8 protein-coding genes are annotated in these 21,626 nt (G+C 63.4%); all 8 read right to left on the reverse strand.

What is annotated here, in order from left to right:
- Positions 1–8 precede the first annotated feature (8 nt).
- Complete coding sequence (locus PverR02_RS18900) at positions 9–1,709, reverse strand: putative porin (RefSeq protein ID WP_079444140.1); 1,701 nt, start codon at positions 1,707–1,709, stop codon at positions 9–11.
- A 42-nt stretch (positions 1,710–1,751) separates the two neighbouring features.
- Positions 1,752–2,456 (reverse strand): energy transducer TonB family protein, encoded by a 705-nt coding sequence (locus PverR02_RS18905; protein ID WP_017849148.1) that lies wholly within the window; start codon positions 2,454–2,456, stop codon positions 1,752–1,754.
- Between the two features lie 3 nt (positions 2,457–2,459).
- Positions 2,460–2,885, reverse strand: coding sequence for an ExbD/TolR family protein (locus PverR02_RS18910; RefSeq protein WP_017849147.1), 426 nt, complete (start codon positions 2,883–2,885; stop codon positions 2,460–2,462).
- A gap of 11 nt (positions 2,886–2,896) precedes the next feature.
- Positions 2,897–4,696 carry a DUF2341 domain-containing protein gene (locus tag PverR02_RS18915; protein WP_079444141.1) on the reverse strand — a complete coding sequence of 600 codons (1,800 nt, stop codon included), beginning with the start codon at positions 4,694–4,696 and terminating at the stop codon, positions 2,897–2,899.
- A 24-nt stretch (positions 4,697–4,720) separates the two neighbouring features.
- Positions 4,721–6,307 (reverse strand): ShlB/FhaC/HecB family hemolysin secretion/activation protein, encoded by a 1,587-nt coding sequence (locus tag PverR02_RS18920; protein ID WP_079444142.1) that lies wholly within the window; start codon positions 6,305–6,307, stop codon positions 4,721–4,723.
- 59 nt (positions 6,308–6,366) lie between these two features.
- Positions 6,367–6,960: a transposase gene (locus tag PverR02_RS18925; RefSeq protein ID WP_017849144.1), complete on the reverse strand. Its 594-nt coding sequence runs from the start codon at positions 6,958–6,960 to the stop codon at positions 6,367–6,369.
- A gap of 435 nt (positions 6,961–7,395) precedes the next feature.
- Complete coding sequence (locus PverR02_RS18930; protein WP_079444143.1) at positions 7,396–19,926, reverse strand: filamentous haemagglutinin family protein; 12,531 nt, start codon at positions 19,924–19,926, stop codon at positions 7,396–7,398.
- Positions 19,927–20,254: 328 nt separating this feature from the next.
- Positions 20,255–21,445 (reverse strand): substrate-binding domain-containing protein, encoded by a 1,191-nt coding sequence (locus tag PverR02_RS18935; RefSeq protein WP_079444144.1) that lies wholly within the window; start codon positions 21,443–21,445, stop codon positions 20,255–20,257.
- Positions 21,446–21,626: the final 181 nt, after the last annotated feature.

A 21,626-nucleotide genomic window follows, 5' to 3' on the forward strand; every position in this document is an offset into this window, starting at 1 on the left:
CCTGCGCATCAGAAGCGCGTGTTGAGTTCCAGTTGCATCACATCGACTTCGAACGGCGCGCCATACACTTCCGACGCGCTCAACCAACGCGCACTGGCGTAGATGTTCTTGTCGATGCCGTAGTTGCCGCCAATGAAGTAGCCCTTGGCGTTGGTGCCGCCCAGGTGAAACGAGGAGTCGTTGAAACCATCGGGCAACGCATCAGGCTGGATGTACTTGTAGCCGGCCAACACATTCCAGTCGCCGCGCTTGTGCATCTCCAGCGCGCTACCGAGGGTGAACGAGACCATCATGGCATTGCCGCCACTTTCAAACTGGCCGTTGGAATTGATGTTGTTGACGATCTCGCCTTCGCTGCGCTTGAGCATCTCGCTCTTGTCGTAGGCCAGGTTGCGGATGTAGTTGGCTTGGGTGCGCAGCTTGAAGTCGCTCGGCAGTTCGCTGTCCCACACCAGGTTGAGGTCCAGCACATTGAACTTGGACGCCAGGCCTACGTATTGTGGGTCCGGGGTTTTGGCAGGATCCGTCGGGTTGGTGGTGTTGTTGCGCAGATTGAACACGCTGTTGCCTTTTTGCATAAAGGCCACACGTGTGCCGTCGGTGTCGCAACCGGGTGCGCCCTTCCACGGGGAGCAAGGGCTGGAGCGCTCGCCCTCGATATCCTGAAACTGATAGTAGGCAGCGGCAAGCTTGAGGCGGTTGCTGCGGTTGATCTTCCAATCCGCACCGATCTGCCCGCCGAACAGCCACTTGGTCTCACTGTCTTCCTTGTCGATGCCGTTGCTGCTGGCGGCATCCGAGGTGTATTCGACCGGGAATGCGCCGAGGGTGCCGAACAGGCCCCACTCGCTGCTGAGCTTATGGTTGAAGATCGCGGCCACGCCGTCGAAATTGAGCTCGTTGGAATACAACATGTCGGTGGCGTAGAACGGATTGGCGATTCGCCCGCCGGTCAAGGTCATGTAGTCGGTGGTTTTCCACCTCAGGTAACCCTGGTCGAGCCAGATGTCCTTCTTGCCGAAACCACCGCCCAGGGTCTGGGTAGTGGACACCGGGTTATTGTCAGAACCGGTGCCCAGGCGAATGCCAGCGGTCCATTCCGGCGAGATCACCGCTTTCATGCCCAGGCGTGCGCGCAGACGGAACAGGTTTTCGCGGTCCTGGGTGGTGTTGATCAACGGCGGGAACTTGGTGTTCGAGTTTTTGTTGACGTCATAAGGGCCAGTATCATTGAGCTTGGCGAAATCGGTGAACTCATTGCTGTTGTTACCCGAGAAATAGCGCGACTCGTCACGCAGGCGGATATCGCCATCGAAGCTGATGCGCGAGACCCAATCCGGGAAGGTATTGGGCTGGGCCCAGTTTTCCTGCTTGGCGGTGGCCATGACTTCGGCCTTGACCTGATCGCGGATCTGGTCGCGCACCGCTTGCGGCACATACTGCACGCGCACGTCGCCAGGCGCCGCCGTCGGGCCGCTGGCGACCACCGGCGCGGCATTGGCCTGGCGTGCCTGTTGGGCTTCTTTTTCTGCCTGGGCGATCAACCCATTGGCGGTGTCCTGGGTCAGCACGCCTTGCTGTACCAGCAGGCGGATCAGGTTGATCGTGACGTTTTCCGAAGGGGCGACCGGGGCGGCCGTCGCCTGACCGACCAGGGTCGCGATGACCATGCCGACCGCCAGGGTCAGGCGATTCACGGGGGAAATCATTCGTAAGCAACTCCTGTAAAAAACTGCAAAAAATGGGTTCGATCAATCCGGACGCCGCCCCTTGAGGGACAGGCGCACCGGCATGCTCACCGAGGCTGGAACGCGTTGCGCGGCATGCGGTACACGCAACGCCGCCAGCACCTGGGCGTCGGTCTCGCGGTCGCCGCTGGACTTGGCCAGCTCCACACGCGTGACCTGGCCCTCGGCGCTCAACCACACATCCGCCTGTACCGCGTAGGCCTTTTTGCGTAACTCCGGGTCTTCCCTCAGCAGGCGTTGAAACACCCCCGCCAGGTATTGCTTGTACGTGCCGGCACCCAGGCCACCGCCGCCGGAACCGGCCATGCCGCCGCCCTTGCCCGCGCCGATGTTGAAGCCGTCATTGCCGGACTGCGCATCGCCATCGATCTGCATCGGGTTGGCCAAGTCGTCGGCCGGCGAAGGCGGCGCTTCTTCCGCCGGTTTCACCTCTTCGGGCTCGGGCGTGGGCACCGGTTCGGGTACTTTTTCTTCCACCTGGGGCTCGGGTTCCTTGGGTTTTTCCGGCGGCGGTGGCGGTGGTGGCGGCAACGGGATAATGGTCGGCACCTTGGGTGCTTCGCGGCGTACCCCACTCATGTCATTGGCCCATTGCCAGAGAAACCAGGCGGCCACGGCGCCCAGCAGCAGGCCAGCGCCCCACTTCAGCGGGCGCAGCGGCGGCTTGTTTTTCACGGGCAACGGCGGCATCGGGATCTGTGCGGTCATGACTCAGCCCTGGCTCGGTTTGCCGGTGACCAGCCCGACCTGGGACAGCTCCAACCGCCGCAGCAGGTCGAGCACCTCGATCACCTTCTGGTACTGCACCGTGGCGTCGCCGCGCACGATCACCGGGAAATCCGGGTTCAGCGCTTTCTCGATGCGCAGGCGCTCCTCCAGCTCGCCGAGGGTGACCGGGTAGGCATCGAGGAACACCTGGCCGCCGTCGTTGACGGAGATGGCCTTGGTCTTGGCCTCCGACAGCGACACCGAGGCGCTGGCCTTGGGCAGATGAATCTGGATGCCCGAGACCTGGGCGGTGGCGGTGAGGATGAACATCACCAGCACCACCATCAGCACGTCCACCAGGGGCGTGATGTTGATGCTGTCGACGGCGGCATCGTCGTCATCGTCGTGGGAGGCATTTACGGAAGCCATGGCGATTCTCCTCAGGCCGAAACCGGCGCGTGGTGCGGCACGCGGTGCGCCGTTTCACTGAACTGGCTCTCGCCGTGCATCTCCGCCAGGCGTGTGATGAACTCGTCGACGAACACGCGCATGTCGGCGCTGACTTCCTTGTTGCGCGTGATCAGGCGGTTGTAGCCGAACAGCGCGGGGATCGCGACGAACAGGCCCATGGCCGTGGCCAGCAAGGCCGCCGCCATGCCCGGGGCGATCGCATTGATGTTCACGTCGCCGGCCATGGCCGTGCCGAGGAACACCACCATGATGCCCAGCACCGTACCCAGCAGGCCGATGTAGGGGCCGCCGGCGATGGCGTTGGACAGCGTCGACAGTTTGGAACTGAGCGCCTGGTTTTCGCGGGTACGCACGCCGTCCATGGAGCAACGGATGGCTTCGATGGTGGCCGCCGACACCGACGAGGTGTCGGCGCCCTGGGCGCGGCGGGTGCGGATCTCCTTGACCGCCACGCAGTACAGGCGCCACAGCGAAGAGTGGGTCAGGCGTTCGGCGAGTACGCTGTCGTCGTAGAACATTTCCAGGCGGGTGCCGATCTGCGCGAACTGCTCGCGAAACGCCTCGTTGGCACTGCTCACACGGCTGACCATGCGGTTCTTGCGAATCATGATGACCCACGACTGAAACATCATCGCCACCAGCACCAGGATGATCACCCAGGCATCCATCGGCACCGCGTTGAGCAGAAAGCCCAGGCTGCCGAAACCGTAGCCCGACTGTTCTTCATCCACGCCGTAAGCGACCAGTTTCGACTCGGCGCCCTGGGCACTCGCATCGGCCAGCAACACGGTCGCCGGGCGGGCCACCTTGGACAGGCGCAGCTCATCCATCGCCCCGGCAAACGGCAAGTGCGGGCCGGCTGCTTCCGGCAGATCGGCACCGATCGCCAGTTGTGTATTGAACGCCGGCATCGCCACCGCCAGGCTCGCGGTTTCGCGGCCGTTGACATACAGCGTGACTTTTTCACCCTCGGCAGTGAACGCCAGGTGCTGCCATTGGCCGGGGTTCAGCGGCTGGGTCGAGACGGCGCGCTGGCCGTCGATTTCCACGAACGGCATGCCTTGGTTCAACCCGAGCAACAGGCTATGCGGAGCCTCACGCCGGGCGAGGACGATCTGTTCGCCGCTGGCCTGGTCCAGGCGCAGCCAGGCGCTGAACGTGAAGGCACCACCGGCGGCATGTTGCAGCGACGGGCTGGCCGGCAACAGCAAGGGCTGGCCACTGAACTGCAAGGCCCGCCCGACCACACCGTCGATGCTGCTGCCGGTGGCATTCAGCGCAGTGTTGGCGTAGGCGGTGGTGTCCCGTGGCGGTGTGCCGCTGGCCCCGTCAAAGTGATACAGCGCAGTGTAATTCGGGTCGAAGGTCAGCTGGCCGTTGGCGGTGGCCGGGGCCTTCTGGTTGCCGTAGTACATCCACAGGTCCTGGCGCTGGCCGCCTTCGACCTTGGGCACATCGACCCAGATCAGCGCCATGCCCATCAGCGGGTCGAAGCTTTCGATCTGGTGGTTGAACACGGTCTTGTCATCGGCACCGACAAAGCGCAGGTCGCTGCCGTCATCCTTGACCCCGTCAAAGGTGAAGTTGCCGGTGTGCAGGCGCACCAGCAGCGCGGTGCGGCCCAGGGCCTGGTTGATCGCGGCGCCTTGGGCGGTGGTGTCCACGCTGATCTGTTTGCGGTAATGCCAATCGTCCTGCCACCAGGCATGGGCGGTGGCCGGGAGCGCGAAGCCCAGGCAGATCAACAGGCTCAGGAATAGGCGTTGCATGGGAAGAATCTCCGGGGAAAAAGGTCAGAAGGTCGCCTGCACACTGAAGTGCAGTCGCGAGTCCTGTTTCTGGGTGTTTGGTCCGTCGAGCAGCGGGTAGCCCCAATCCAGGCTGCCGGACAACCATTTGCTCAAACTGGCGCGGGTGCCAAGGCCGACACTGGCCAGGCTGTACTCGTCTTCCTGCTCGGGCAGCGGGTCGTGCAGACGCATGCGCGCGCCTTCGGCGAACGCGTAGAAGCGCCACTCCTGCACATAACTGCCGAGAAACTTGGCCAAAGACGGTGTGCGCAGCTCCTGGGAGAGCAGCAACCCCTCATCCCCGGTGCGCTCCGCCGCCAGGTAACCGCGCACCGAGGTGGCGCCGCCAGCGGAATACTGCTCGTTGGACACCAGCGGTCCCGAGGCCAACTGGAAGCCGGCCTTGGACGCCGACTGCCAGTCGTTGGCTAAGGTGTAGGTGTAATTCAGGTCGCCCTTGAGCACCGCAAAACTGGCGCTGGCCTTGTAGCGTTTGTAGTCGAATTCTTTGGCGTCGCTGCCATAGCCAAAGAATGCGCGGGTGCCGACGACCAGGTTCAAGCCCAGGCCCAGCTGGGATTTTTCGCTGTAGCGGTAGCCGTTGTAGCCAAAGGTGAACGGGGCATACTTGAGCGGCACCTGGTCGCTGCTGGCGCCGAATTTCAGTTGTTCGTCGAAGTCCTTGAAGTCGATGCCGAAGGAGAACGAGTTGGCCCAGTTCCCGTCCAGCGGCAGGTTGTAGATCGCCGACACCCCGTAGGAGTGGCCCTTGCCCAACACGTTGCTGCCGCCGATAGTGGCGATGTTGCTGTCGGACTGATAACCGGAAAACTGCACGGTCCAGCGCTCATCCAGCGGCGCGCTGTAGGAACCCGACCAGACCTTGGCATTCGAGCTGTCCTGGGGCGCGGTGAAATACGTCAGCGAGATGCTGTGGCCCAGTTGCCAGAGGTTGTCGTAGCCCAGGGTCGCGACCGAGCGCAGCTTCTCGGTGTCGGCGCTGTAGTCGTTGTTCAGGCCGATACTGGCGTGCCATGGGTTCTGGTCCTCCACCTGCAAGTCGACGTCCATCGTGCCGGGGCGCTGCCCCTCGCGGACCAGCGGCGTGACCTGGCGCCCGGCACTGCGGTTGAGCCCGGCCAGCTGGGTTTGCACGCTGGCGAAATCCGGCACGGCGCCTTCCTTGAGCGCCGGCACTTCCTCGCGGATTTCCACCGGCGAGTAATGCTTGGCCCCCACCACCCGCACGCGGCCGACCTTGGTTTCGCTGACTTGCAGGTAGACGATGCCGTCATCGACCTTCTGCTCCGGCAGCTCCACAAACACCGACTGGTAGCCACGCGCCTGGTAGATCTTCTGCAGCGCGTCGCGGGCGCCTTCGATATCGTTCAGGGTCTTTTGCGGGCCGAGAAACGGGTACACCGCCTCTTCGATCGTTGCCGCATCGAGCACGGTATTGCCGCGCACGAAGTACTCGTTGACATCCACCCGGCGCGCCGGGGCATCGCCCTCTTCGGCCAGCGCCGGCTGCACCAAGGTGCCCAGCGCCAGGCAACACAGCGCCAGCGTTGACTTGAACAGATGCTCCACACAGCCCCCTAAATATCTAAAATGTTGCGCCCTCGCCGATTGCACGGCGTTTGGCCTGCTCAATTGCGGGTTGTCGAAAGTTGGCTGTGCCGTGCCAGCCAGGTGTGCAACAAGGCGAAGTTCAACGAGAACTCCGGCATGTGCAGCAAGGCGCCACAAAACACTTCACCGATGACGGTCTGGATCAATTGCACCGCCCGCGGGTTGCTCAACAGGGTGGCGATATCGCGCTGCAGCACCTGGATGCCCCACACCTTCTGGTGCAGGTCGAGGCCGACGAACCAGCGGAACAGCAGGTTGTAATTGAGCTGTTCGTGCAGTTGCTGTTCGCTGGGCACGGAGTACAGCAATTGCAGCAGCAGGATCTGCAACACGGTGCGCGGCGCGATCTGCATCCCGGGTGCGGGCTGCAGCAGGTCGTGGTGCCGGTCGAACACCGCATCGATCTGCGGGCGCAACAACACCAGCGAATGGCCGGCGGGGATGTAGCTGGAGACTTCCTTCAAAGCGCCCTGCCAATCGTCCTGCGAAACGATCCACACCCAGGGCGCGCCGTAGCGGTACACCGAAACCGGCTTCTTGCGCGCGGCTTCGACGATCTTCGACAGGCGCTGATCGAGCTCCTGCATGCCGACTTTCGAGTAACGTTCCATAGTTCCCATGTGCCCCACTCCTGGCGTCCTGCTGACGGCTGGGGAGACGACTTGTGGCCGCCTCCAGCGCGTTACATAGGCAAGACGGGCGTGGCCGGGCACTACCGAACTTTTGTCACGAAAGCTTCATTTGGGATTGAGTGGGGGGCATTTTTTGGGGAGGGGGTGATCGGCTACATGTCCGGTTCTTTGGGTTCTGATCCATGGAGATATCTGATCTATGGAGATCAAAATGTGGGAGGGGGCTTGCCCCCGATGGCAGTGGATCAGTCATGCATGTAGTGACTGACACACTGCCATCGGGGGCAAGCCCCCTCCCACCCTTCCAGCCGAGTTAGCCATGAAACACCAGCCTGCTATTAGGCCGCCGCGCCAACAGCAAAAAAACGGGGCAATCACTGATTGCCCCAAACGTACATCGAGAGGTCCTTCCACCTACAACGTGATCTGCTTGCGCTCCTCATCCGTCAACCGCGCACGCGCCTGTTCGCTCAGCGGCCCGGCGCCCAGTACCTGCACCGGGCTGTTGGGGTTGTACCCCGAGGTCTTCGGCTGTTCCTGCGGTTCGCGCTGCACCGGCTCGGAGCCAAAGCTCAACACCTCCACCGTCACGATCGACGCCCTGCCCTGCTTGGCCGCCGCCTGCTGGCTGCGCGCCGCGTCTTCCGCCGCCTGGGACGCCGCCGCCCCCGCCGCGCTGGCCGAGCTCATGGCGCCGGTGTTGACGCTGGCGGTCACCGGCACCCCGGACGACTTGCCCTGGGTCTGGATGTTCGCCGCGTTGACCACATGCAAGGCGGCGATGTTGACGTTGCCCGATACCCGAATGCCCGCCTCGCCCGCGTCGATGGTGCCCAGTGGCGCGATCAGGTCGATGTCCCCCGCCGGCACTTCCGGGATCGGGTTCAGCGTGGCGATCCCCGCGCCGGTACTCGGCACCGCCGGCGACAGGCTCACGTTGCCCCAGTTGTCATAGACGCGCTTGGGCGGCGTGTACACCACGGTGGTCTTGGAACCGCGACCGGCGTTGATATCGCCCTGGGCGGTCCAGCCCATGATCGAACCGCCGAAGGTAGTCATGATGCGGCTCTGGCCAAGTAGGATGCTGCCCAGGGAATACAGCTGGATATCCCCCGAGCCCTGGGTGATCAGACCCGCTGTCGACGGCGGCGCCGCGCCTTCGATGCCGAAGGTCTGGCTGCCGCCTGGGGTGAGCATCTGGATCGAGCCACCGGCATTGGTGTGTACACCCGAGCCGTTGAACAACGTGATGTCACCTTGGTAGGTGATCGAGTTACCGGCCACGTCCTTGTCCGGGAACAGCGCCGCAATCGCCGCGCGACCGCGCAAGTAACTGCCCTGGCGCACGCCGCCGTCCTGGTTGTACTCGCGGCCGGCAGCCTTGAGTTCGGCGAAGTACACGTCACGAGCAAAGATCCGTCGCTGCTCGGCGGGCAGTGCCACGTAGTAAGCACGCGCCTGGTCGGTGTCGCCGACAAAACCGAAGCGCTCGGCGAGCCAGGTGACCAGTTCGTTTTCGTAAGTCTTGGCGACCTTGGCCCCCTGCAACGACTCGCCCGCTTGTGCCTGGTTGACAGGGTTCAGGTAGCGCTCGACAAACCGCTGGAAATCCGGCCCGTTGGCGCCGACACCGGCCTGCATCACGATGCTCGCCCCAGAGCGGTTGTCACCCGGCAATACCCCGCCGAGGCTGGTCACGCTGTACTCGCCCGCAGGTCCCGTCATCAGGATATTGCGGCCCGCCGACACGTCCAGCAGGCCAGGCCCGGCCACCTCGAAGTTGCTGTAGAGGATGTCGCGACCGGCCGACACGATGGAAATGTCGTTGGCGTTTTTGTGAAGGAACAGATTATTGATCGAAGGCGCGTCAGTCCTGCCCACACCAAAACTACGCCCACTGCTGACGATATCCCGCCCGGCCATCATCCGGACCGCGCCATTCCCTTCATACCAGGTCTCACCTTCATGCAACCATCCAGGGGTACTACTGAACGTGATTATCCGGCCACTGCTCACCCCGACCAGGTCCCCATCTATCGCATAAAAACGCGCCGGCTCAGCACTGCCAGCGGATGACGCGGCTGCCGTTCCGGAACCGAATGCCAACAGCGACTGGCTGACCAGGCTACCACTGGGCGACAGGTTGCTGACCACCACAGCATTGCCAATACGGGCCTGGTACGCAGGGTTCCAGGGGGTTGCCATCGCACTCATTGCCGCCCCGGACTGGCTCACGGCCATGCCACCGGCGTAGATCGAGCCCTGAGCGAGGAACTGCAACTGGCCGGCCGGCCCGGGAGCCAACATCAAGGGATATGTGTATTTCCCATCAGAGCCACTGTCCTGCGCGGCCGCTCCGTAATACAGATTGCCGCCAGCCGCCGTTGCCCTGACGATTGACGGGTAAGCCACGGCCAGGTCACCCGGCATGCCGGGTAGGCTGACGGGGGTCAGGTTACCGCCCAAGGAAAACAGATCAATGGCCGTGTCCTTGGTCCACAGCGTAAACCAGCTGGTGCCGGTGCCGAGGGTGGTGCCTTGTGCAAAAGGCGAAGAATGGCTAACCGGCACCCGGCCCGGGTCTTCAACATTGTTCACCACCTGATCGCCCAGGGTCTGCACGTTGAACGTGGCATCCCCCGGCACCAGGGTCAGCCCACCGCGCGCCACGCCACGGGTCGACACCAGCGGGTCGAAGGCACGGGCCTCGCCCGGGCTCTGTTCGAAAGACGTTGCCCCGTACAGCAAATCGACGTTGCCCACGCTGGCACTGCGCAACTGCACGTCACCGCGAAGATTGACCAGCATGCCGTCACGATGGTCCGCATTAGCAACGACAACACTGGCAGGGTTCATGCTGCCACCGATGCGTACCCGCAAATCGCCTCCGCCGGTCAACTGCAGGCTGCCATCGCTGGCGACCCTGCCCGTGCTGCCCACTGCCAGGACCAGGCCTTGGCTATGGGGGTTTACGGCACCGTTGCTGAAGCCATAACCCAGCGTGTTCAAGACGCCTGCGTCGCCACCGACATTGACATCCAGATCGCCCCCGCCCAAGGTGCCGAAGCCGGTGAAACCCAGCATTTTGTCTGCACCTGTGGTTGCGGTGTAACTGCCGAAATTGATCCACCAGGCGGTCGGTTGAGCCTGCCCACCCGTCGCCACATCGCCGCTGCCCTGGCGCCATAGCCAGTTGCCGACGCTCGCCGAGTCGACCCCGTTATCCTTGGGGTTGGGTCGCCCGATGTTGCTCTGGGCGAAACTGGTGATATCACCGGTCAGGTCACCCCCGGCATTAATGGTCAGATTGCCCCCGGCCTCTGGATACCAGGCTCGGTAGAGGCTGGTGGACGAGCCGTTGACGAATTTTTCGAACAGGCTGCCAGTATCGCCCAGTACGGTTTTAACCAACTGGGTCGCGGCTCCCTGCTTCGCCTTGGGCTGGTTGTAGGGATCGCCTTCAAAAGTAGCGGTAGACGACGTACCGGCGGTGTACACCCCATACAACGAGTCCATGCTCAGGTTGCCCGCGCTCAGCAACTCCAGATCGCCGGTACCGGTGCGGATCACGCTGAAGCGCGTGCTTGCCGGCGCAGCCGCGTATTCCTGAGGGTTTTTCATCTGGCAATACGTGGGGCCGGCGCACAGTTGCGCCACGGTAATTTGATTGAAACTGAACGCAAGCGCCTCGGTGACCTCGTCCCCCGCCTTTACGATGATGCCCTTCCTCGCGAATCGAGCGACTGCCGCCGGAGTGAATATATAAGCACCCGTGGTCTTGCAGAATTGCGGGGATGCACCGCAGAAATCATCGATTGAGCCCTTATTCAGACCGTCGAGCACATGCTGATCAATCGGATCACCGGCCTTGACGGTCACCCCGACGCCCGCCAGGTACGTGACCCCAGCAGCCGTCCAGGTTTCCACGCCACGGGGCGGTAATGCCTTGGCGAACATGCCGTAGTGAGTGTCCGCCAGATGCAGGTCGCCGCTGCGCGGGTGGGCCTGCAGGATGCGACTGTCGGCAGCCTCGGTATCGGCGCCCGCGACCAGGCGCAGCGACCACGACTGGGTGCCTTCGGCGAGCATCGGCGAGATCGCCCAAAGCTGCCCGGCCGCACCGGCGCGCAACGCGACCGACTTGACCCCAGCAGGCAACTTGACATCCGTGCCGGCAGGGATCAACGCACCTTTGGGCAAGTCCTTGAGGCCATCGAGCAGCACAATGTTAGTGGTCAGGCTTGCCTGGTCCACGGTTGGCAGCGGTACGCCCTTTGGCCAGGTCATGCCTTGCAGCAGGGTACCCTCGGTCAACAGCGTACCGGCGCCCAGTTGCGTACCCGCCACCAAGGTCTGCGCCTCGCTGAGCAAGGTGCCAGCGGCAAACAACAGAGTGCCGCCGGCATCGCGCACATCAGCCGCGACGACGCTGCCCGCAGGCAATACCAGGTCCTGGCCCAACGTCGCGGCCACAGGCAAACGCGTATTGGCGGCGACAGTCAGGCCCTTGATCGGCACGTCATAGTTAAGGGTCGCGCCGGCCGGGAAGGCAGTGCCATCGGCCAGGGTCACGCCGTTGCCAGGCACCACCACCGTGCCGCCACGGTAGTCGATACCCGGCAGCAGCACCCAGCCCTTGTCATCGGCAGACGGCGGCGGCGCTTCGAAGCCGTCGTTGATGCTGCCGTAGATATTCAAGTCACCGCCGGCGCGCAGGGTCAGGCTGCCGGATTCGCCGGAACCCTTAACGTTGTCCTCCTTGCGGCTGTGGGGGTTGAGACTGGCGTAGCGGAAACCGGACAGGTCCAGGTCGCCCTGCACGACCAGGTCGCCGTCGGGGGCCTTGCTGATGATTTCCACGCCAGGCCGCAGGTGAAAAGCATCTGCGTAGGTCGCGTTGTTCAGACCGGCGAGCTTGTTTTGCAGCAGGTTGGTGTTAAGCCGTGCCGCGTCGATGAACTTGACGCTGAGCTCGTCCTTTTTCTTCAGGTAATCCTGGGTGATTTCCTGATACGGCTTGCCACTGGCGGTAGGGTCGGTTTTTTCCGGGGCATCGTCGTAGGTGGCCATGCCGTTGAGGGTGATCGAGCGCGCGCCCTGGATGCTCAAGCGCCCACTGGCGTCGATGGCAATGTCATTGCTGCTGCCGTCGGGATTGAACAGGCGCGGCGCATTCAGCTCCAGGGTGCCGCGATTGCGCCCGTCGTTACCGGCAGCGCCATCGGTGCCGTGGCGCAGGTCGATGCGCACGCCATCGGCGAGGGTCAGTTGGCCGTCGCCGGAGCCCAGCACCACCATGGCACGGTTGGGCGAGTCGATGATCTTGCCGTAGCTGTCCACCCGCAGTTTGCTGCCATGGGCGTCGAGCACCGCCGTGCCGTCGAGGGTCAAGCCGTGCTTGCCGGCCAGGTTGATGCTGCCCACCCGCTCACCGCTGGCGTCCACCAGGCCGTTCACGCGCAGACTGCCGTTATCCATGGACACGCTGATGGTGCTGGCCTTGAGCCCGTTGCCGATGGTCAAGTCGCCCTGCTTGAGCTGGAAGCTGCGGGCACCGAAGACCGCGCCCTGGTTGAGGCGCTGGTTAAGGTCGGCGAACTGCTGGTCAAGGGAACCGCTGCCACCCAGGTGCTGGGCCTGGAGTTCCATGGTGGCGGCCTGGTAGGGCATCGAGGTGCCGCCAGCCGCGTAATAACCGCTGCTGCTGCCAAGGATCTTGCCTTGCAGGTCGACAGTCCCGGCCGCCGCATCCGTGGCCACCGCACGCAATTTACCGGCCTGGTTGTGCTGGGCCGACAGGTCGATGGTCGAGCCCGCCGCCTGGCGGATATTGCCGCTGCGGCTGTCCAGCAACACGTCGCCGCCCCAGCCGTATTGGGTTACATCGTTGAAGGCAATGGCGCGGCCGGCCACGTCGATCAAGGCGTCATCGGTCAAGACCACATCGCCCCGGGCGCTGAGGCTGACCTTGCCACTGGGCAACACCACCGCAGCGGCCACGCGAATGCTGTCGCCTTGCAGGGACAGCTCGGCCCCCTGGCCGTTGGCCGTGCCACGGGGGCCTGCCGACGCGCCGATATCAATCGCACCGCCGGCTTTGATCGTGTTCACCGAGCCGGCCTCACCGGTCATCAGCGGTGTACGGATCGTCAGGTTGCCGCCGCTGTACTGGAAGCCGTTGACCGGGTCATACGCGCCCTGGCGCTGGTAGACCGACAGGCTGCCCTTGTGGTTGGCGGTGATGCGTTCGCTGGCGTTGAGGTTGACGTTGGCGAACCCCAAGGCCAGGCGGTCGAAACTTTTCACATTGCTCGGCTGGCTGAACTCGCCATAGCCAAATTCGATACGCTCGGCGTTGATGTCCAGGCGTCCGCTGCCGGTGCCAGCCCCGCCCATCACCACCGCGCCAGGGGTGTTCGTGGCGCCCAGCCAGATCAGGTTGGCGGTATGGATCGTCGCCACATCGTTGGCCGCCCCGGCGCCATACATCGCCGGGGTGGACAGCATCAGGTTGTTCAGCAGCGATTTGCCGGTGACGGGGTCATAGGTGTCCAGGGACGTGGTGCCGTAGAAATTGAAACTGTCACGGGCCGACAGTTGCAGGGTTTCCAGGGCCGGCGCGCCGAATTGCGTGTCACCGCGCAGCAGGCGGTCGAGCAGCGTTTGGGTCAGGGTCAGGCCGGCCGGCACGCGGTTTCCGGCAGCGGCGAGGGCTTCGGCGCTGCCCAGGTTGATGGTGCTGACACCCAGGTTGAGGTGACGCGTGCCATAGCGCACCTGGTCGCCCAGTTGGAAGGTACTGTTGGTCAGCGCCACGATGCTGCCATCGGAGTACAGGCCGGTCTGGCCGCTGCACGTGCCGCCGTCGCAGGCGCCGATGTTAATCCCCTGACTCAACGTCCCGTCCAATACACGCGCGCTGATCACATTGAGCAGCCCGTTGGACACCGCCAGCATGTTGGCAACCTGATAGATAAACCCGTCACGTGCGTCGTAACTGGCCTTGCCGCGTCCCAGGGTGTTGATCGAGGCGCCCTGCTCCACCACGATCGCGCCGGTGTCGCTCACCAGAAATACTTCAGGGGCCGCCAGTGTTGCCCCTTCGCGCAACGTCACCGTGCTGTTGGCACCATTCAAACCGGATGCCAGGTTGATAAAGTTACCGGACTGGCCGTACTCCACCACCGTCATGCCGCCCACCACCAGCCGCGATGCGCCCAAGGCATTGAGGGTGTCGGCCTTGAGAGTGATGCCGGCGAAGTCCGCAGTGGCGGACTTGCCCGCGCCGACCACTTCGATACCCTGCCGGGTTGGGTTCAGCACTGCCACCGTACCGCCGTAGCCGCCTGGCGCGGCATCGAAACGGCCGATGCCCTCGAACGAGAAGGCATCCGCACCCGCACCGGGGCGCAGCCACAGTTTCAAGGTTTTGGCATCGGCTTCCAGCATTGGCCGTGGCACGCCGATCCGGGCCGCATCGGCCCTGGCGAACTGGGCGTAGCTGGTTTCGTTGTATTGGGAATAACGGCGCAGGGTATCGGCCGAGGTCAGGATCAATTGGCTGGCGACACTGTTGCTGATCCCCGTGTGGGCAATCGACAGCTGCCCGGAGGTGGCCCACGAGCCATTGCGCATCAGCGTGGTCGCACCATCGCCGCCAAGCCCGGCCAGCCCATTGATCTCGACGCGAAAGGCCCCCGGCATCAGGGCGTAGGTCGACGGCATCAGGGTGTAGGTGCCCGCCGGCAACCCCGGCACACCAGCGCCGATGGTGATCTGCTGGCCGATCAATGGCGCCACGGCACCGCCCTCCGCCGCCACTGGCGCCGCACCTGGCTGTACCCCGGGCACAATTGCATAGATCGGGTTAGTGGACAGGCCCGGCAGGACAAACCCGCCGTTGGCGCCGAACTGCACCAGCGGGTTGTAGCGCGCATCGGTGGAACCGCCGCGCCCGGAAATGAAGCCGGCGCCCAGCAGTTCGCCAGCGCCGGAGAGGTCAAGCGTCGCATCCGGCTGCACAGCGACGGTCGTACCGCCCAGAATGACGCCGACGCTCAAGTCTCTGTTCACGCTGACCACCCCGCCCTGGCCGATAAACGTCACCTTTTGACCGTTGTAGCGGTACTCCTGGCCATCCAGCGTGCCGCCATAGGGCAGCACCAGCCCCTTGCCACTGACCGAGGTGATACTGCCCGGCAACAGTTGCACCAGGTTGCTGCCCATGCTGCCGATATCGATCAGCCCCAGCGGCGCCCGCACCACACCGCCCTGGCGAACCGTGGCTGCGCCCAGTTGCAGGCGGCCGAACGCCGAATAGGGAATGGCGGCGTCGGCAGTGCCGGTACGGCCAATGGTCAGCGTACGCAACGGGTCGAACAGGATATCGTTGTTAATTTCCCCCCCAAGGCCCAGGTAACCCGCGATCACCCGCGCGCCGACCTGTGTGCCGGGGTACAACTGCGCCGCGCGCAAGGTCATGTCGCCCTGGGTCAGCAATTGGGTGCTGATACCCGTGGAGACTCCGTTCTCATTGGCCCCGGCCAGAAACCGCAGGTCGCCATCGCTGGTCAGGTTGACCTGGTCAAACCCACGCCGTTCGACATCCAGCAGGCTGCCATCCGCCTGACTCAGGCTACCCTTGACGCCAAACAACACACTGTCGCGCACATCGATCAGGTTAGCGCGGGCGTTGAACTGAGCGGCGGTTTCACGCTGGGACGGGACAGGCAGCACGATCACCGGACGCACATATCCGTCCCGGCCTGACGTGTTGACGCCAGCCAGCAATAGATACGGTGCAGCCAGGTTGACCCGGGAGTTGTCAGCGGCATTTTCACTGAGGCCGAAGGCCGTACCGAACAACCGCAGGCTTTGGCCCATATTCAGTGAGACGTCACCGTCAAAACTCATGACCCCGTTGCTCATCAGCGCCAGGTTGTCAAAACCACCCGCGCTGACTTGATCCACACCCAACCGCCCGTGGCCGTATTCCAAGCTGTCAGCAGCCTCTTGCGCAGTCGCCGCCAAGTCGTGGCGCTGATGGACCTGGCTGATCAGCAATTCACGGCCCTTGAGCACCCGATCAACGGCGATAAAGCGGTCATAGTCGGGGCTCTCCAACGCGACAGCCAGACTACCGCCCGCAGCCCCTGCGCCCCCTGCCCGGGCCACAAAGCTACCGTCCAGGTACAGGCCGTTATTGGACGCCAGGCTGATACTGCCGCCATTGCTGGCCTGGCGTACCATGCCCTGCCCCGGAATATTCAGCAGGGCCTGGGTGCCGGAGGCGTCCAGCCGCGCCCCTTCACGCACCACCACAAACAAATCACTGGCCGTAGCAACCCCGGTCCGCAGATCGAGCGTGCCGCCGATATTGATGCTGCCGCCATCGCGTACCAGGCCATAAGTGCGGCCAAGGACGTCAACCGCCGTGGCAGCCCGCGCCGCGACATCGATCAGCGCATGTTCGCCGACCCAGATCGAGCGACCATGCCCGATGGGATTCACGTCTTTTGAAGAACCCGCCGTCACCCCACCCAGGGCGACGCTGCCACCCCAGGCGTTCAGCGTGCCGTCCATGTTCAGTTGGCCGACGCTGCGCAGGTTGATGGCCTGGCCTGGGTCGACGTTGATCACCGCGCCTCGGCCCACGGTCAGGGCGGTGGTTGCCAACTGTTCGGCGGTGGCATTGACGTCGCCGGCGTTCAGGCTCAAGCCGGCGCCACGGCGCTGGGTCAGCAGGCTCTTGGTCGGATCTTCCTGATAGAGCATGGGCGTCCAGCGTTCCAGCGCACTGGCCGGGTCGCTGCCGGTGACGATCGACGACGCCTGCGCACCAAACCGATACACCGGGACCGTGACATCGACTTGCGTACCGTCGGTAACGATCAACCCCTCGTTGCCGGTGATGTCGTAGGCCGAAAAGCCTTTATTGAAGAAGCCGCCGGCCAGTTTCAGGGTGTCGTCATCCGCCACGACGGGGCTGTCGCCGATCTGCACCTTGCGTGCCTGCAACGCCAGGGTGCCGCCGCCGGTGACGCCATAGCCGCGCACCTCGCCGTCCAGCCCCAGGGCGCGGAGCGCGCCCAGGGTCACGTTGCCGCCCTTGCCGCCTGTGAGCCGGCCATCCACGCCGAGGGTGCCGCCGGAAGAGGCGTCCACCACGCTGCCAGCCATCAGGTTCACATTGACCGTGCTGCGCAGCGACACATTGCCACCGTTCACATAGGCCACGCCTGTGTTGTTGGCCGCGTCCAGCAGCAGGTTATTCCAGCGCCCGCTGGCATCCAGCTTGACCCCGGCGGCGACTGTCACACTGCCGCCGCCCGGCAGGTACGTATCCTCCACCGCGCCATCTTTCAGCGGATCGACCTGGCTGAGGATGTTGCCTGCATGAATACTGCCGCCGTGGGCCGTAAGGTTGGCGTTGACCTCCACGCCGGGCCCGAACAGGGTGATGTTGCCGCCGTCGGTCACATTGAGCGCACCGTTGACGCTGACCTGCTGGTTGGCGGCGACCTTGATTGCGCCCAACTGGAAACCGTTGAGCGAGTCGCTGTCGAGCACGATCTGGCCTTGGCGATCCGTCGGCAGCACAGTCGTGAGGTCCAGGCCATCGGCGATTTTCTGGGTGTTGCTGTCGATCAGCACCTGGTCGGCATTGCCGGTCAGGGCATAGCGCAGGGTGCCGGTGGTCTTGTTATAGACCGGCGTGTAGCCGCCAATGATCAACTGCGCGCGCTGGGCCATGGCCTTCTGCGACTGCTGGTAACCGTCAAGGTTGATGTTTGGCGCCTGGGTCTGGCGATCGCCCTGGAACACATCGCTGATCAGTTGGCCTTCCAGCACCGCACTGGTGGTACCGACCACCAGCTTGCCGGCATCGCGGCCCACGGTGTAACCGCTCTCGTAACGGCGCTGCTTGGCGATCATCGGGTTGTAGTAGTAATCGGTCTGGCCCCAACGCTTGCTGGTGTCTTCATAACCTTTGTAGAACCCGGAATAGAGGATGTCGCCCGGCGCGTTAGACAGCTCATACAAGCGCCCATCCGGGCCCTTGAGCCAGGTCTGCTGGATATAACCGTCCTGCACGTCCACGGTACCGCCCGACAGGTTGATCTGTGCGCCCTTCTGCGTCACCACATCCTTGCCGGTAAAGGTCACGGTCCCGCCCTGAGCCATCCACTCGCCTACCGAGTGACCTTGAGTGCCGAGGTAACCGCCGACCTCCAACAAGCCGCCGGCGGTGTACCAGCGATCCGTGGCATAGCCGTTGGTGCCTGCAGGCACGAACACCAGCTCGCGCAAGTCGACCCACACATCGTTGTTGATCAGCTTGCCGCCATCGCGGTTGACCGGCGCATCACGCTGCTCGTTGCCCTGCACGTTGATCTTGATGTTGTTGGATTCCATCGACACCTTGACGCCAACCGCGCCGGACACGTCGATCATCGCCCCATCGCGTACCAGGCTGCGCCCAGCGGCGCTGACGGCGACCTGCCCGCCAGTGGCCAGGGTGATCGAGCCCTTCTGGAAATCCACGGTGCCGCCGCTGACGATCTCGATACGCGACTGGTCGGTACGGTCGGCCACAGCGCTCAAGTGGTTGAATTGCTCGGTGATCAGGTTGGCGGGCTTGCCATCGAGGGCGATCAGGCCATTGTTTTTCTGGGTATTGAGGGCGGTGCTGCCGCTGGCGTCCAACAGGATCGCGCTGGTGCTGCCCTCGCCCAGCGTGACGCTGCCGGTAGTGTCGCTGGCCGCGTTGAGCAAGTGGAGGGTGCCGCGCGTGTCGACCGAGGTACTGGTCAGGGCCACGCCGTTTTGCTGTACCTGGTGGCCGGTCAGGGTGATGTCGCCGGTGGATGCCATGATCAGGCCGCTGTTGGTGACCTTGCCCGCAGTGCTGTCGGCGTTGAGGGCTGTGGCGACTTCATTGCCACGGGTGGTGGAGCGTTCGTTGCCCGCTGTGCCCACGCCTTTACGGATGTAGAAACTGTCGCCGGCCGCCAAAGTCGTCTGGCCCTTGGCGGTGACGATGGTGCCGGCGTTTTCAACCTCTGTGCCGAGCAGCAAGGCATAGCCGCCGGCATCGGTGGAGGTGGCGGCGTTGTGGGTCTGGATCAGGGCACCGCGTTGCACTTCGACCTTGCCTGCCGCGTCGGTGAAGGTCGGTTGCGTACCGGTGGTATCAACGTAGAGGCCACGCTGGGTGAATTGTTCATCGGTGATGTTCGCCGCTGCTGCCACCAGGTTGCGCACATTGACCTGGCTGGTGCCGCTGAAGACCACACCGTTGCGGTTCATGATCATCACCGTGCCGGCGCCGTTGATCTGGCCCTGGATCTGGCTGGGCCGCGCATCGGGGTCGTTGACGCGGTTGAGCACGGCCCAGTTGGATTGCTGTTGGAAATCCACCGTGGTGTTGCGTCCGACGTTAAACGTCTCCCAGTTGAGGATCGCCTTGTCAGCGGTCTGCTCGATACTCACCGTGGTCTTGCCGCCTGCCTGGATCTGGGTCGGCGCCTTGGCGTTGGTCCAGCCTTGGGTGAGGCTGTTGTCGACTTGCAGGCCGCCTTTGCCCAAACCATCGGGAATCGTCGACACCTGGCCGAACGCCGCCTGACGCCCCGCCGCTTGTGCTGCCTGCTGCGCCGCAATCGCCGCGACGCTGGTGTTCAAGGTGCTGATGGAACGCGCCAACCGCTGGTTGACCTGCGCCTGCTGGTTCAACGTCGGAATCCCCGGCACCTGCCCGGCACTGATCCGCGCCGCCGTCGCCGCCTGGGTCGCGCCCTTGTCGGCAAACCAACTGGAACTGAACGCCGTAGCGGCATGGGCATTGCCCGCCACCATCAACAGGGCAATGGCCTGGGCCAGGGGCTTGAGGCGCAGGATCGTCTCTTGGGCTTTCAGGTTAACCGGCGATTTGCAGCGGACCATCGGGGATCTTCCTTCTTTGTTATCACGCAGGGAGCAAGACGCGCTCACGTATGAGGGTTAGGCGGTTGGCGAGGGGCGCGACTGAACTTCTGTCATGCAAAGTTCATAAAGGACTGGTAACAGCCCGATAAGGACGACGCACAGTTTCTGTAGGAGCGAGCTTGCTCGCGAAAAACATGAGGACGCCGCAGGCATTCAGCAAGCCCGCGTCATCGTTGACGACCTTCGCGAGCAAGCTCGCTCCTACAGAAGAAATCGCAATGCAAAAAAAATCAGCAACGGCACAGGCCGTTGCTGATCGGGTGTTGCGGGTCGTTGAAAGCGTGGGTTACAGCGGACGACCGATACCGTTGCAGACGCTGGTGTTGCCGATGCCTTGAGCGCTGGAAACGGTAGCGAAGGTGTCGGTGATCGCTTGTTTCCAGTTGCTTGGCAGCGGTACGAAGCGGTTGTCGTTGATGGCGGCGTCGTTGTTATCAGCACTGTCGTAGTGGCGCAGGAAGAAGTCCTGCACTTGGGTGGTCTGGGTTGCGTTGGCGTAGCACTGGCTGAAGATCAGGTTGGTGAAGCCCAGGATCGGGTAGCCGGTCGTTGGGTAAGCGAAGGTGGCTGAACCGCTTGCGGTGCCCGCAAATACCGGCACCCAGTTGTCCTGGTTGGTGGCATCGATGAACGAGCCATCGGCGCGGGCTTCGGTTGGCGCAGGGATCTGACCGATAGCGGCCGACACATTGGCAGGCGCAGGCGAAACACCAGCGACCTTGGCGACTTTGGTGGCGTCATCCAGACCGGCCAAAGTAGTCGCGGCGTAGTCCGGGCTCATGTAGGTGATACCACCGTCCGTAGCGTTCAGCGCAGTCATCACGCCTTGGCTACCGGTCGCGGCAACGGCACCGGCCGGTACGCTATTGGCCACGTTGCCGTAGCTCGACGAGAAGGTGGTGGTGATGGCGAACGCTTTGGCTTCGCTGCACTTTGCGTTCAGGAAGCGGGTGAAGAGTTCAGTGGTACCGCTGGATTCACTGCGGTAAACGACTTTGATCGCACCCGTGCGGCCGGAACCGGTGATCTGGTTCCAGTTGGTCAGTCGACCGGAGAACACGCCGCACAGTTGGTTAACGCTCAGGTTAACGGCAGCGGTGCCGGCCTTGTTGAACGGAATGGCAACCGAAGTAGCCACCGATGGCACCTGGATCAATTTGCCCCAGGTCGGTTGTTTGTTAGTGGCGTAGGTCGACAGTTCAGTCGCGCTCAGCTTGGAATCGCTACCGGCCCAGTGCACGTTCTTGTTGCTCACACCGGCCACGAACTTGGTGTAGTCGTTGGTCAGGAAGGCTGCCTTGCCATTACCGCTGCCCACGCCAATGTATTGGGCGAAACCGGCAGTCAGTACACCGGGAGTCTGATACAGCTGCTGAGGCAGGGTTGCACCACCGCCGTTGATGTCAGCCATTGCAGCCTGTGCCGAGCACAGTGCGGCGAGGGTCATGGATACCGCGAGAACGTTGCGCTTAAACATGAAGAATCTCCTTTCGTCGTGTTTGTACGTTTGAGGTAGATGGCTCTTGCATGACGCCATGGCTCCGGTCCCAAGCCGTGTCTCGGGGGTGACTGGGGTGAGGCCATGGCTAGAGAATTTCGCAGTTTCCGATGACAGCAATGGGAAAAAACCTCGGGAGGAAGAGCTTGATTTTTAAAAA

The sequence above is a fragment of the Pseudomonas veronii genome (genome assembly GCF_002028325.1).
Classification (GTDB): domain Bacteria; phylum Pseudomonadota; class Gammaproteobacteria; order Pseudomonadales; family Pseudomonadaceae; genus Aquipseudomonas; species Aquipseudomonas veronii.

What these genes read in the sequence shown, in the direction of transcription:
- PverR02_RS18900 (WP_079444140.1), bottom strand. Translation starts at nt 1,709, where the DNA reads ATGATTTCCCCCGTGAATCGCCTGACCCTGGCGGTCGGCATGGTCATC.
- PverR02_RS18905 (WP_017849148.1), bottom strand. Translation starts at nt 2,456, where the DNA reads ATGACCGCACAGATCCCGATGCCGCCGTTGCCCGTGAAAAACAAGCCG.
- PverR02_RS18910 (WP_017849147.1), bottom strand. Translation starts at nt 2,885, where the DNA reads ATGGCTTCCGTAAATGCCTCCCACGACGATGACGACGATGCCGCCGTC.
- PverR02_RS18915 (WP_079444141.1), bottom strand. Translation starts at nt 4,696, where the DNA reads ATGCAACGCCTATTCCTGAGCCTGTTGATCTGCCTGGGCTTCGCGCTC.
- PverR02_RS18925 (WP_017849144.1), bottom strand. Translation starts at nt 6,960, where the DNA reads ATGGAACGTTACTCGAAAGTCGGCATGCAGGAGCTCGATCAGCGCCTG.
- PverR02_RS18930 (WP_079444143.1), bottom strand. Translation starts at nt 19,926, where the DNA reads ATGGTCCGCTGCAAATCGCCGGTTAACCTGAAAGCCCAAGAGACGATC.
- PverR02_RS18935 (WP_079444144.1), bottom strand. Translation starts at nt 21,445, where the DNA reads ATGTTTAAGCGCAACGTTCTCGCGGTATCCATGACCCTCGCCGCACTG.